The organism is Alteromonas lipotrueiana, from assembly GCF_019249245.1.
Classification (GTDB): domain Bacteria; phylum Pseudomonadota; class Gammaproteobacteria; order Enterobacterales; family Alteromonadaceae; genus Alteromonas; species Alteromonas lipotrueiana.
This window is the reverse complement of sequence record NZ_JAESDK010000006.1, coordinates 31,852-45,520: the sequence shown is the minus strand read 5'-3', so window position 1 is coordinate 45,520 and position 13,669 is coordinate 31,852. Positions and strand designations below refer to the sequence as shown.

The 13,669-nt window shown below is 43.6% G+C and carries 9 protein-coding genes; 5 read left to right on the top strand and 4 right to left on the bottom strand.

Features of this window, described 5'->3' with window-relative positions; genetic code table 11:
* Positions 1-2 precede the first annotated feature (2 nt).
* Positions 3-314, bottom strand: a complete 312-nt coding sequence (gene rpsJ, locus JK130_RS05845) for a 30S ribosomal protein S10 (RefSeq protein ID WP_006012796.1) — start codon at positions 312-314, stop codon at positions 3-5.
* Positions 315-1,107: 793 nt separating this feature from the next.
* On the opposite strand from rpsJ, the gene JK130_RS05840 reads away from it, so the two are divergent.
* Together JK130_RS05840 and JK130_RS05835 are read left to right on the top strand one after the other, a co-directional pair.
* Positions 1,108-3,324 (top strand): GspE/PulE family protein, encoded by a 2,217-nt coding sequence (locus tag JK130_RS05840; RefSeq protein WP_218353313.1) that lies wholly within the window; start codon positions 1,108-1,110, stop codon positions 3,322-3,324.
* A gap of 290 nt (positions 3,325-3,614) precedes the next feature.
* A complete protein-coding gene (locus tag JK130_RS05835; RefSeq protein WP_218353312.1) occupies positions 3,615-5,306 on the top strand; it encodes a potassium/proton antiporter in 1,692 nt (563 codons plus the stop codon).
* Positions 5,307-5,320: 14 nt separating this feature from the next.
* On the opposite strand, the gene JK130_RS05830 is transcribed toward JK130_RS05835, so the two are convergent.
* Positions 5,321-6,055: a sugar-binding protein gene (locus tag JK130_RS05830; protein ID WP_425514591.1), complete on the bottom strand. Its 735-nt coding sequence runs from the start codon at positions 6,053-6,055 to the stop codon at positions 5,321-5,323.
* A gap of 326 nt (positions 6,056-6,381) precedes the next feature.
* On the opposite strand from JK130_RS05830, the gene JK130_RS05825 reads away from it, so the two are divergent.
* Positions 6,382-6,957 (top strand): hypothetical protein, encoded by a 576-nt coding sequence (locus JK130_RS05825; protein ID WP_218353310.1) that lies wholly within the window; start codon positions 6,382-6,384, stop codon positions 6,955-6,957.
* Here JK130_RS05825 and JK130_RS05820 read toward each other — a convergent pair.
* Both JK130_RS05820 and JK130_RS05815 read right to left on the bottom strand, forming a co-directional pair.
* Positions 6,954-10,937, bottom strand: a complete 3,984-nt coding sequence (locus JK130_RS05820; RefSeq protein WP_218353309.1) for a helix-turn-helix domain-containing protein — start codon at positions 10,935-10,937, stop codon at positions 6,954-6,956. The two genes, JK130_RS05825 and JK130_RS05820, sit on opposite strands and share 4 nt — an antisense overlap.
* Positions 10,938-11,190: 253 nt before the next feature.
* Positions 11,191-11,700, bottom strand: coding sequence for an HAD family hydrolase (locus JK130_RS05815; RefSeq protein ID WP_218353308.1), 510 nt, complete (start codon positions 11,698-11,700; stop codon positions 11,191-11,193).
* Between the two features lie 285 nt (positions 11,701-11,985).
* Here JK130_RS05815 and JK130_RS05810 point away from each other — a divergent pair, with 285 nt between their 5' ends.
* A complete protein-coding gene (locus JK130_RS05810) occupies positions 11,986-12,390 on the top strand; it encodes a LexA family protein (RefSeq protein WP_218353307.1) in 405 nt (134 codons plus the stop codon).
* On the top strand, positions 12,387-13,655 hold the full coding sequence (locus JK130_RS05805; protein WP_218353306.1) for a Y-family DNA polymerase: 1,269 nt from the start codon (positions 12,387-12,389) through the stop codon (positions 13,653-13,655). Before JK130_RS05810 ends, JK130_RS05805 begins: the two co-directional genes overlap by 4 nt.
* The last annotated feature ends 14 nt before the right edge of the window (positions 13,656-13,669 follow it).

The following is a 13,669-nucleotide window of genomic DNA, read 5'->3' as shown; positions in this document are numbered from 1 at the left end:
TGTTAGCCCAGGCTGATTTGAACATCAACGCCGGCAGCCAAGTCCAAACGCATCAGAGCGTCAACTGTTTTATCAGTCGGCTCAATGATGTCTACCAAACGCTTGTGAGTACGAATCTCATATTGGTCACGTGCGTCTTTATTCACGTGAGGAGATGTCAACACCGTATAGCGTTCTTTGCGAGTAGGCAGAGGAATTGGACCGCTGACCTGAGCACCAGTACGTTTCGCCGTTTCAACGATTTCAGCCGTAGACTGATCGATCAACTTGTGATCAAACGCTTTCAAACGAATACGAATTCTTTGATTTGGCATCGATTAAGCTCCAATCGAAAGAACAAAAAAATTCACCCTTTCTCTCCCTTTATTTGATGGGAAGAAAAGATGTGCGTAAACCGGTGGTTCCATATCGGAACCCTGTTCTTTTTCTAGCACGCCAGTAACAGTGTTGAATCCGCCAGGACTCTATCCGTCACGTTGGCATCCACCCTAAAAGCAGTGTGGTTGCGGCTAAAACTTCTTAATACCCATTACTGGGCAGAGGCGCGCATTATATATAGTTTGAGGTATTAATCAAGCGCTATTTGAAGAAAAAGTGAGCGTGTTTGGCTGATGCGATGACACCAGAATGTATGAGTGGGAATAAACGGTCTTTTACGGTAGAAAGCCAGCGTCCTTATAAAAACCAACAACTACAGCTGGCTGATTATCACCGGCCGGGCACTCACTGCTGCAGGTTTATCTAAAACGTCTTTGTTATAAATACTGCCTTATACAATTACTATTTATTGCGTAAGTTAACCTCCTAATTTGCCGCACGTTTTACCTCACGACTGCCCCCAGTCGGCCGTCTAACTAGCCCGGTTTATGTTAGTTAAAAGCATACGCCTGTGTTTTAAGCTTACTTTTTGTCTTTACTATGGTTTTTGCTATATTAGCTTTAAGGTCAATATGAGCCAATTAACATTGCTGCCCGTGAATGAACGGTATAAGGTGAAGATCTTTTGTAAACACATAAGAAACTGCATAGGGTGGAGGGTTTTCTCCACTGGCTGTCATCTGGTACAGGGCTACGGGCAGGTTTCAAGGATCAGTTAGAAAAATTGCTATGATAGCGAATAATAACCAGCCGCTGCTGGATGAAATAAAAAACACACTCGGTAGCCACTCTACTTTAATGGGCGCGTACTCTCAGCTAGAAGGCATTTTATTAAAGCTATTTGATGCCACCCGCATGAGTATTTTTCAGCGTCGCCGTCAGCATCAGGATTTGGTAGCCCGATTTAAAACGGGCATGGAAACCACCGAAATTAAGGTGCCTATCAGCCCTCTGTCTATTGCTGGTTATGTCGCCCTGGCGCAGCGGCCTCTGCTTATTCGTAATCCTTACAGCGTAGAAGAACTACAGCGTATACACCCACGGCTACGTTTTGCTGATAAGTTTGATAAAACCGGTTCTTTTCGCACTCATAATATTCTGTGTGTTCCTATATTAAATGCCGGCGTCCTGCTGGGTGTTATGCAGATCATCAATAAGAACAACGGTACATTTGAAGAAGAAGACCTGGAACTAGCTAAGGAAGTTTCTGACATTCTGGGCAAAAAATTTCGTTACGAGCTAGGAGGCACGGCCAACCCCTTCGACTCGCTATTGCACCAGGGTCTTATCAGCGACACCGCTTTAGAAGATATTTTAAAATCAAATCAGGATTATCGCCAGGTCGTTCAGCGTTTGATGAGTGAGCATCGCGTTAGTGAAGAACAAATCGGCAATTCGTTGTCTACGCATTATCAGGTGCCTTGTTTTACCTATCAGCCTGACAAGTATCACTTATACCAAACCGATAGCAAACTGAACCTGTCCTATCTTAAACGCAATTTTGTGGCGGTTATTGCTGATGTCAGAGACAATCCGATTGTATTGATGGCCGAACCCAACAATGCCGCGCTGTTAATGGAAATTGAAAGCGCGATGGGTATTGATGTCTACGATATTGCGGTGGGCTTACCTAATCATGTACTGCAGTACCTGGGTGAAGGTGCCGGAGGCGCAGCGCCCGGTGAAATGAGTGAAATTCTCGATGAAATTGGGTCCTCGGCTGAAGACAACGACGAACAGGTTGACGAACTATCTGATGACGCCCCCGCCGTAGTACGGTTGGTCAGTCGCATTTTGCACGACGCTAAAAGACTCAACGCATCAGACATACACATAGATCCGGAAAAAAACGCCCCTACCCGCGTTCGTATGCGTATTGACGGCGTTTGCCGGGATATGAGCCAGGTGCCCAATTCTCACCATAGCGCCGTTATTGCCCGAATCAAAATAATGTCAAACCTGAACATTGCCGAAAAGCGGGTACCGCAAGATGGCAAACTGGCATTTAAAATGGCAGGCCAGTTGGTTGAAGTGCGTGTAGCGACTATTCCGACTGTGGCAGGCGAAGGCGTTGTGATGCGAATCCTCGCCTCTGGGGGCGCCATGCCTATCGATAAAATGAACCTGGCTGCAAACAACATGAGCCGTTTAAAAGGCATGATTAAAAAGCCTCATGGTATTTTGCTGGTAGTGGGCCCGACCGGATCAGGAAAAACCACTACACTGCATGCCGTGCTAGGATACTTAAATACCCCTGAGAAAAAAATCTGGACGGCTGAAGACCCGGTAGAGATTACTCAGGCCGGACTGCAGCAGGTGCAGGTCAGCCCTAAAATCGGTTTTACCTTTGCCAACGCTTTGCGTGCCTTTCTGCGGGCCGACCCGGATATAATTTTAATTGGTGAGATGCGGGATAAAGAAACCGCTCACGCCGGTATCGAAGCATCACTCACGGGTCACCTTGTGTTGTCGACCCTACATACCAACTCGGCCCCCGAAACCATCACCCGTTTGTTAGATTTAGGACTCGATCCGGTAAACTTCTCTGATGCCTGTGTGGGTATTCTGGCGCAACGACTGATTCGAACACTATGTGGTAATTGTAAAGAAAGCTACACCGCGAACGAAGATGAAGCTGGGTTTATTCAGCGCCAATATGGAGAAGACTACCTTAGCGAACTTAACCTTGATAAGGCGATTACTTTGTATCGGGGCAAAGGCTGCGATGAGTGCGGAGGTACAGGATATCGAGGTCGTACTGGCGTACATGAGTTATTAGGTATGACTCCTGAACTGCGTTCTTTGGTCTATAAAGAAGGTAGTGTTGCTCAGATGAAAAGCCAGGCCATGGATGATGGCATGCGTACACTTATTCAGGATGCCATTTTAAAAGCACTGAAAGGCGACACCGATTTGGGTCAGGTGCAGATTATCGGTGGTGACTAACACCTGCACTCCTATTACACGGTTCTGTTTGGCCTTTTACTCTAAAAAGCTGAACGGGCCCGTGTCTTTCACTTAGTCACCCACCATTAGCCTCTTTGTTAACCATTAAGCCCACTAACTATCCAACTACAGCAAAACCAGCTGCCTTAATAAAACCTTCGCCGCAAGCCTGTACAATCTAAAGTTACTCGTATGGTATATTATACGATCTTCGTTGACCGTATCCCCTTTGCCTTATTGATTTCGCGAGCTTCGGGTACAAATTAACTCCTCTAATCGGAAGGTACGAAATGTTTGCGGTAGATTTCGAAATATTAATTGCAGCCGTATTGCTGTTTATCGGGATTTTGTCCAGCATGTTGTCTCCCCGCCTGGGGCTGCCAATGCTGGTGCTGTTTTTAATTGTAGGTATGCTGGCAGGTGAAGCTGGCATCGGTGGTATCGCATTTGATGATGCCCAGGCTGCCCATGCTATGGGTACATTAGCGTTGGCAATTATTCTGTTTGATGGTGGGCTGCAAACCTCAAAAGCTGCCATAAAAATGGCTTGGAAACCTGCCTCTTTGTTAGCCACGGTGGGCGTGGCTATTACCGCTGGTATTACGGGCATTGCCGCGGCGACCATCTTGGGGATACCTCCGCTTGTTGGACTTTTGCTCGGTGCCATTGTTGGCTCGACCGACGCCGCAGCGGTTTTTTCCATCCTTCGTGGTGCTGGTATCAATATAAGTCCCCGACTCAAATCCACATTAGAAATTGAAAGCGCATCTAACGATCCCATGGCCATCTTTTTAACCGTTGGGCTGTTGGGCCTGATTACCAGTAAAATGACCCCTGGGATGGAAATGGTCTGGCTCTTTGTTAAGCAAATGGGTATTGGTGCACTAGCGGGGTTAGGCATCGGTTGGCTGGCAGTTAAACTGATCAACCGCTTAAAGTTAATCGCTGCGGGGCTGTATCCGGTGCTGGTAGCCGTATGCGGCACCCTTGCTTTTGGTGTTGCAGCCGCTCTGGATGGCAGTGGATTTTTGGCTACCTTCATCGCCGGCGCTATTATCGGTAATAGTCGCTTTGTGTATCAACACGCGACTTTTTTGTTTTTAGATGGTTTAGCCTGGCTGAGTCAAATTGCCATGTTTGTAATGCTGGGACTGTTAGTAAATCCGCCATCGCTGCTGGAGGTGTGGGCCGAAGGACTGTTGATTGCTGTCATTTTAGTGTTTGTAGCGCGGCCTCTGGCAGTGGCTCCGATGCTGGCGTTCAGCCGTTTTAATCTACGGGAAATTACCATGATCTCCTGGGTGGGTTTACGGGGTTCTGTGCCTATTATTCTGGCTATTTTTCCGCTGTTGTTTGGAATTGCCGAAGCTGGTCTGGTATTTAACGTGGTGTTTTTCGTGGTATTAATTTCAGCAACTCTGCAAGGCTCTTCGCTTCCCTGGGTAGCACGTAAGCTTAAACTTATTGAACCGCCAGTACCCAGTGTATCGAAAAAATTAGAAATTCCTTCGTTAGGCGATGTTGAGTCTGATTTGGTTGAGATAAAGCTAAATGCCTCCTGCAAAGTGATAGGGCGATCTCTTGATGAGCTCCCCCTGCCCCTGGAAGTGGACATTGCCATGCTTATCAGAAACAACAAAGTGGTTACGCCACAAAGCCATCCGGTGCTGGCTGTAAACGACTACTTATTTATGACCGTACAGCCCCGTTTGCACGGCTATGTAAATACATTATTTTCAAGTGTTGAACGGGCTGAGAAAAGCGGGCTTGAGCGCCGTGCTGCGTTGTTTCACGGTGACGTCACATTGGGCGAGTTAGCCCAGTTTTACGATCTTGATTTGTCACCTAACGACGGCACGACGTTAACCAGTCTGGTAAGCAAACAACGTCACCCTGTACAGTTATCTGTAGGCACCTTTGCACGTGTCACCGATGCTGAGATAACCGACACCATGGTGCGGTTCTCTCCGGCACCCTACTGAACAGTAACACCCCGTTATTTTGACAGTGTTAACTTGCCAAAAACTGAAGCATCGATATAACCCCGGTTTTTATCCCCATTGACCGGGGTTATATCGTGCGAACCCATAAAGTGTTCTCGGGTTTCACTGCCGTCATTATCACAATAGGCCAGCATAAAACCGATTTTTTTGCCATCGAACAACATAACGGAATCGCCTGGCTCGAAAGTGTTAAAAGTATCCGGGTAAAGCTTTATGGCAACTTCCCAGATAATAGTGTGTGGGGCTTTTGTTTGTCTGCGCCATACCGACTCAATATGATCGTTGAGTAAGACAACCTGATTGTTGTTGTGTTTATTGCCAATATCAGCAACGTTGCCATCAAGCGCAATGTGGTAAGCAAATGCATTAAAGCTATACAAATGGTTACCTCCTGACGCATCTTCATCTATAAATATTTCCAGGCAATCATCATCCCAATAGGCGATTTTCGGATCAGGGTGAGTATCAATCAAAACGTCATCCGTAATCTCTGCCAATAAATACAGTTGTTGTTCATTCCAGGCTAGCTTGTAACGACCGGAAAAGTCATCATCGTCAGGGGTAACGCCTGCCATATTGTATTTAAGAGGTGAGAACTCAGAATGTTGCCAGACCGGTTCATTAGCATATCCATCAATGGTAACGGGCGAAGAGGCGTAAGGAACAAGCGATTTCGCTGTACCCGTAGTTTGAAAAAGTAGCATGGTAATAAGCAATAAATAACGCACGGGAAATCCTCAGGGTGTGTAAAACAAATTGACACTATTTGTGTTTAGTGTTGGTAATTTTTACACATTATTCGATAACTTGTCTGTTTGTGCTCTAAACGGCGCACCAAATTTTGTTTCAATTGACCATCAGCATCTGGTTAACTTATAGTCAGTATTAGGTTTTTTAAATCTTTTTTTATATCTACGTTTTAAAAAAGAAACTGGCATCTACTATGCAGCGAATAGTTAGCAATAAACACAAAAAGTCACTTTTTAACGTCGCTACAGGCCTTACTATCGTTTAACAAGGCGTAGCGGGACCTTGGGTAGACACTGGAATCATTATGACGCTGAATCAACTTCCCGCTCTTGCCACACGGCTTATGCAGGCAAAATATTCTGTGCCTCAGGTCTCGCATGTTGGATACCGCGCCAATCCGCCGCAGGCTATCGATACCGATTCGCCTGAGCCGGGAAGCCATACAGCGGCCGCTTTTGCCAGTGCGCTAAAAAGCAAAAAAGATAACCGTCGTAAAGCTTCGGTCCCGCGCATGCTGAAGTTTGACCGCGATGATGGGCAAACACCTCTTTATACAATTCATACAACCGGGCCTCGCGGAAGCTGGGAAGTTGCAGCCGAAGAATCGCAGCGTCAACAAGCCTCTGCATTAGCATACGGAAGGCCGGTATTATCGGGTGAAGAAGAAATTCAGCAGTTACGTGAACATGCACACAGTATTCAGCTTAAAATACTGCGCGAACACCGCGACAGCGGACGCACGCCTTCACCTGAACTGTTTTATGAGTTAAATGAAGTCCAACGAAGGCTTCAACAACAAGTTGAACATCAAGCTCATAAATTGCAGGGGATGCAGTCAGCGACTCAACGTTCTGGCAATCTGCTGGACGAGCATGGCTAAAGCATGCGCTGTGAAGTTGATGGCGTCTGGCAACGCTCCTGATATTGACGAGGTGTTTCTTTTACCTGCGCTTTAAAGCAACTGCTAAAATACGAAGCGGTACCAAAGCCTACATCATAAGCCACCTGAGTGACCTGCGAACCGTTTCGCAATAGCGCTTTAGCTTGATGCAATCGATATAACTTCAAAGTATCTGTAAAATTCAGTTCGAATAAAGCATTAAGCTTTCTCGATAACTGCCTTTCACTGGTGGCCATCTTGTCTGCTGCAAAGGCGCGACCAAAGTTATCATCCTGATAATGACTAGCCAGTAATTTTAGAAAGTTGATATAAAATGCCTGATCCCGTGCATTGTCAAATTCAGGAAGTTTAAAAGGTGAGGCTTCATGTAATATCGGAGTTTGCTTTTGCTCGGAAGAACGTCGAAGTATTATTCGTTCAACCAGTTGTAATAGCCGGGTTGTATCTACAGGCTTACTTAACACAGTATCAATATGTTTCAACAGCGGCCCAGAAAGATCAGACTCGTCAGCAGATGTTGCTAATAATATAAATGGTACAGATTGCAACGAGGGCACCTGCTGCATCTGCTCACAAAGCTGCAGCCCGGTTTCGTTTGGCATTCTTAAATCGCATATCACCACACAAACGGTAACCACCTTCAGCAAATCCAACGCAGTTTTCACACTATTCGCTTCAATACAGCGATACTCTACACCCAGACGCTCGTTTAAATAAGAACGCAACGCCGTATTATCATCAACAATTAATATCGAGGGACGCAAATCTGTTGGTGGTGTCTCAGGTACCTCTGAAATTTGGTTTTCCTGAACTGGGTGCTGTGTCGTATCGGGTTGCTCAAAAGACACTAAAGGCAGATATACTACAATACTGGTGGTTTTTTGTGGGCGTGTTTCGATATCAATCCAGCCTTTGTTGGCCAGAACCAGCTCTTTCACCAGGATCAAACCTACATTACAGCTGTGACCAGATACGGTGTCATTATCGCATGCAATGCGCTGAAAAAGGGTAGCCGTCTGAGTGTCGTTGAACGTGGTTTTTCCATCAGCATCTTTGCCATGAGCCACATTGATCACAAGCTGTAAAGCTTCACATCGGGCGCTGATATTTATTTTTCCACCCGGAGGGGTCTTTTTAATAGCATCGGTGACCAAATGAAGCAGGATTTTTTCCAACGAATCGCGCAATAAAAAAATTTCTCCGCGTGTTCGGACTTTTGCTTCCAAAGACTGACCGTGCAGCTCGGTCAGGGCGCTGAGATTACCAATAAGTTGGGGGAAAATCGTATTAAGATTATAGCTCTGACAAGGCAATGTTTTGAGGCTTTCGAGACGCTCAATTTCAATAACCTGATTTACCAAAAAGTGCAAACGTTTGGCGTTGTCTTCTATCATTTCTAACCGCCGCGCATTTTCTTCATCATCCGGATTTTCAATAATTTGCCGAACCGGGCCTGAAATTAATGTGATAGGTGCCTGTAATTCGTGAGTAACATTGGTAAATAGCTGCTGCTTACGATCAAGAATATGATGTATATAGTGGTTGGTATTTTCGAGTAAGGATTGCTTTTCCCGGACCTGCCCTTTTAGCTCTTTACCTTGTTTAAAAAACTGACGCTTAAGCCAAAGACCACAGTAGCCAATGACCCCCATCAGCACAAGAAAGTAAACCCCATAAGCTGTAGGGCTAAGCCACCAGGGGGGAAGAACAATAATACGCAAACGAGTAATAGGTTGCTCTATCAGACTATTCGATACCCGCGCCTCTAAAGTATAACTGCCATGCTGGAGAGAAGAAAAGATAAGCTTAGAGATAGAGCTGTCGTTACTGACCCATGCATCAGTAAAACCCAATAATCGGTATTCAAATTTTAAATACTCATTTTCTGCATAGTTTGCGATACTTAAATGAATCTCTACAAAAGATTCATCGGCCGATAATTTCACGCCATAGCTCGAATTTTCTTTTGTAATACGGTACATTATGTCTTGATAAGTATTTCTAGAATGATCAAACACCTCAATACCAAATAATTGCACCTGATTAATTTCTCTGCTAGCACTTTTCACATGCTTTTTTAATGCAAAATTGTCTATGATATAAGTAAAATCATCTCCATTTATTACGCTCTTTCCATGAGAGGAAACTATAGAGTTATATTCAAAGTCCACATCTGAAATACCGTAGCTGGCGTGTATTCTAGTGTAGTTACTATTTATGTCATCAAAAAAGTAAAGTCCAGAATTAGTTGATATAAGATAGTGTGAATTACCTATAGCTGCGAATCCACGAATATACCGAAAGGGAAAACGGTCTAGATAAGATTCCGTTTTACCGGCTACAACCTTTAATAACCCCGCGCCAGGTGTACATATCCAGATATGGCCGTTTTTACTTTCATACAAACAGGAAGCATCATAAAAAAATGAATCAGAGATTTTTTTAGTTTGATGTCCCTGCTCGGTAAAATATGTTTTATATATGCCATCTGAAATAACAGCTGAAATTAAGGACTCGTCCTGTGAAAATGCTAACCTCTGTATATCACCGGTTGATAGCATAGAAACGAGGCCACCTTTATATAAGACCACCCTATTTCCTGAGTCGCTTTCAATTAAAATTGCAGCTATTCCTGACTTAGTTCGAGCAACTGACTTTACACCTCTAAAACCGAAGTCGAAATCTTTTAAATTCTGAATATTTGTTGTTTTTTTGGTCAAAGTATCTATTTCAAAAATTTGTCCTTTACTAGTAATTACCTTAATACTTGTAGAGCTTGCCCCCAATAAATAAATAAAAGATTCTGAGTCAATATTAATAACACTTTCTTGAGTACTCTGATTTCGACTAATAGTTACCGAGCCCATACCTCCCAACACAAAATGCTCTTCACCTATTACCATCACATCAACATAGTTTTCTCGACTCAATGCTAAATCACCACCCAAGAGTGCAGTACCCTGTGATTTTTGCGATAAATGGAACAACCCTTTTTGAGTATCTACACCATAGATCCCCCCTATATTATCGAAATCTAAATCTAATACCACTTCGATAATTGAAGACGATAACAATGGGTATAAATGAGGGGGCGCTTTAAGACTACTCGTGCTCTCGTCGAATATGAAAAGTCTTTCTGCGGCTACCCACAACACACCGGATGGATCTCTTTTTAATTTGTGGACAGGTTGCCAAAGCTTTTTCTCTGATGTTTTTTTTCTTGATATTAATACTGACGTTTCACTGGTAGACAGTATCATTTTATAGATCGCTTTAGTCCCTGCTACAAATAAAGTATTGTCTTCGACTAAAAAAGTTGAGAGACTTTCTATTAGAGGGAAGTTTCTTTTTGTATCATAGGTGCTGATTGCTTTTGATTTAGCAGAAACACTACGCAACCCCTGATGCTGATCTAGCCACCACAAAGTACTTCCAGATATGGCTACCTCTGTAATTTCATGAGCGGTTCCACCATCAATAGCGCTGAGAGAGAGAATTATTGAAAAGTTATCTTTATTTAAAAGGTATAGGTTTCGAACAGTATTTATAGCTATATATTCGTCAGATATACTTACCGACCTAACGTTAGCAATATCTTCTATATCAACAGCTATATACTTTAATCGACGTGTTTTTCTATTGAGCTCATAAATGCCATCGCCAATAATACTTAACCAATACTTTTCTTCAGAAAACTCAGTAATATCGTTAACGAAGCTATTTCTAAGAATGGAGTTATTTTCATTAAACGTAACAGTATTGTTTCCAATCAGGCCAAATAGCCCATTCTCGCTACCTAACCATACGCCATCCTGATCCGCTTTCACTGACCAAATAACACCCGTAGACTGACCATCAAAAACTTTTGAAAACGTTAAGGGTGACGCATTAGATGCCATTCCTTCATTACGAAAGACTAAAACTATAAAAATAAGGACATATTTCCATATTCCTTTCATAGAACCCTATCCTTGTCCTAATTATAGATTTATCAACCTTAAACATATTACATAATAACGGGAGTTATAAAACTAGACTTAAGAATAAGAAAGAGGGTTTATGAACAACGTGAAGAGTAAAAACAAAAGTAATCTTTTAGAATTATCTGAAAAACAAGTTGATAAGATATATGGAGGAACTTTATTAAACAAGAATTTATCTGTTTTGATTCAACCATTTAAACCAATCCGCCCTCCAATCCCAAAAACTTAGCTACACCATCAAAAATTGCATTCCTGCACGATTAGCTGCTTGCTCGTCATAGATAAAATCGCCTACATACAGGCATTTTTTCGGTGGGATATCCCAGTGTCGGGCAATCGATAACAGAGCGGTGGGATCTGGCTTGGGGGGCGCGTCCTCCCTAGTCAACACTAATTCGATAGGAATCGCATTATTGGCTATTTTAAGGCGTGTGGCCTCAATGCTATTGCGCGTTACAATTGCTATGGGCAGCTGCCTGGATAACGCAGTGTTCACCAGCCATTTTCCCGTATCAAGCCAGCCTGCATGCTGCGCGTCGGCTAATTCCTGGTCGAGAATGTATTGATGAGCCTGTTGTTGTGACTGTTCATCAGTAAGCGAACTTAAGTACTCAAGAATATCGGACGTGTCGGGACAACCCAGGTGCGCCTTAATCGCTGAAAAATTTAATTCTGAAGCGACGAGTGTACCGTCTAAGTCAAAGATAATTCCTTCTATATGCGTAAAATCAATATCCATAATGTTTCTTTATTGTTTTGTAAAAAATCATCAGAGTGTGTTTTCAGAGCAAACCTACCCTCACATTAGCATGAACCGGGTTTGCTGCACCTAAATTAAACTTCATAGTGGGAAGTGCTTGTTGGCCGAACTCTGCAGCAGCATTACTCAATCTATATTTTTACTTTCACTTATTTCTTCATACCGGCCAGAAACTTAGCGTGCGCGTGTCATACCTTTATTGCAGAAAGTAAAAACGCGCCATAGAATAACTGTACACATATACAGTTATTAAGTTGTTATATCATGCTAAAGTTTATTCCTATCAGAGCCCAGGCGGGCATTGTTGGCTTTGAGTCGCCGGCAACCGAATACAAAGAATTAGGGCTTGATCTGGATACTTTGCTTATAGAGCACCCCAGTGCCACTTATATTGGTATCGCACAAGGAGAATCTATGGTGCGTGATGGTATTTTTGATGGTGATTTACTTATAGTATCGCGCGCAGAGCCTGTTACTGATATGTGTATTTGTGTCGCTAACCTAAACGGTGTCTTTGTGTGCAAACGGGTGGATATAAAGCAACATACACTTATTTCGGGGTGTTTGCGCACTCCCCCTTACCGTTTATCTGAAGGCGACGACTTTCAGATAGAAGGGGTAGTTATTCGATCGATTCGAATTCATAAACCTTTACGTCAGGCGTTATGAGTATCGCTCTTATTGATGCGACCAGTATGTATGCAAGCGCAGAAAAAATCTTTGACCCGGCAATTCGCCATCGGCCCGTAATTGTATTAAGCAACAATGACGGTGCTATTGTGGCAATGTGCCCTTTAGCAAAGCGCTTAGGCGATAAACTGGGAATTAAAAAATTTTCGCCGTATTTTTTACATGCAAAAGCCGCCGAACAAGCGGGCTTTGTTGTACGTAGCAGTAATTACGAATTGTATGCAGATATTAGTCAGCGACTAATGGATACCTGCAGTCAGTTTGGCGAAACCCACGTTTACAGTATTGATGAATGTTTTATGCGTTTTCCTGAGCATTACAACGCGCAAATGTTAGAAACGCTAGGGCATACTATTCGAAAAACAGTCTGGCGCCATGTTCGGTTGCCGGTGGGAGTAGGATTTGGCGCTTCAATGACACTCGCCAAAGCCGCTAATCATGCATCTAAAAAGTTACCGGGTGCCACTGGGGTTGCATGCATATCGAGCGTATCTGACAGTCAGCGAATATTGAGCCAGATGCAGTGCACCGACATTTGGGGTATAGGTCGCAGACTTGGTAAACATCTGGAGACAATGAACATACATAATGCCTGGCAGTTATCTCAGCAGTGCCCGGTATTAATGGGGAAAAAGTTTTCTGTATTAATTGAAAACACGGTACAAGAACTTAGCGGAAAACCTCGTTTTTGCTGGGATGATGTACGTGCTGCTAAAAAAGAAATTTATTCTACTCGAAGCTTTGGCCAGAGGGTAAGCGACAAACATGTATTACATCGTTCACTGTCTGGCCATGTCGAAACGGCAAGCCGAAAGCTACGACAACAACATAGCTTAAGCCGCGCTATGGTTGTATTTGCGGCCTCTTCGCCCCATGATGTTCAGCCTTTTTTTAAAAAATCGGTGTTGCACAAATTTGCTGTGCCCACCGCTGATACCCGGTTATTGTTAAAAGCGACCGCCCAATGTATTGATGCTATTTATAAACCGGGAGTGCAATACTATAAAAGTGGTATTAGTCTTGTAGACCTTATTGATGAAAAATTTAATCAGGCTGATTTATTCGCCCAGGCGACCGACGATACAAGATTGATGAATACCTTAGACTCTATTAATCAAAAATTTGGTCGCAATACGTTGAGCTTTGCCAGCAAAGGAAGTCAGGCTGGGTTTGCTATGCGCCGTGAATTTTTGTCTGGCTGTGCGACTACCCGCTGGCAGGATATTCCGACGATAAAGTGTTGAAGCGAACCCCTTAA

Excerpts from the sequence above, each read along its gene's own strand:
- rpsJ (WP_006012796.1), bottom strand. The coding sequence starts at position 314 with ATGCCAAATCAAAGAATTCGTATTCGTTTGAAAGCGTTTGATCACAAG.
- JK130_RS05840 (WP_218353313.1), top strand. The coding sequence starts at position 1,108 with ATGATAGCGAATAATAACCAGCCGCTGCTGGATGAAATAAAAAACACA.
- JK130_RS05835 (WP_218353312.1), top strand. The coding sequence starts at position 3,615 with ATGTTTGCGGTAGATTTCGAAATATTAATTGCAGCCGTATTGCTGTTT.
- JK130_RS05825 (WP_218353310.1), top strand. The coding sequence starts at position 6,382 with ATGACGCTGAATCAACTTCCCGCTCTTGCCACACGGCTTATGCAGGCA.
- JK130_RS05820 (WP_218353309.1), bottom strand. The coding sequence starts at position 10,937 with ATGAAAGGAATATGGAAATATGTCCTTATTTTTATAGTTTTAGTCTTT.
- JK130_RS05815 (WP_218353308.1), bottom strand. The coding sequence starts at position 11,700 with ATGGATATTGATTTTACGCATATAGAAGGAATTATCTTTGACTTAGAC.
- JK130_RS05810 (WP_218353307.1), top strand. The coding sequence starts at position 11,986 with ATGCTAAAGTTTATTCCTATCAGAGCCCAGGCGGGCATTGTTGGCTTT.
- JK130_RS05805 (WP_218353306.1), top strand. The coding sequence starts at position 12,387 with ATGAGTATCGCTCTTATTGATGCGACCAGTATGTATGCAAGCGCAGAA.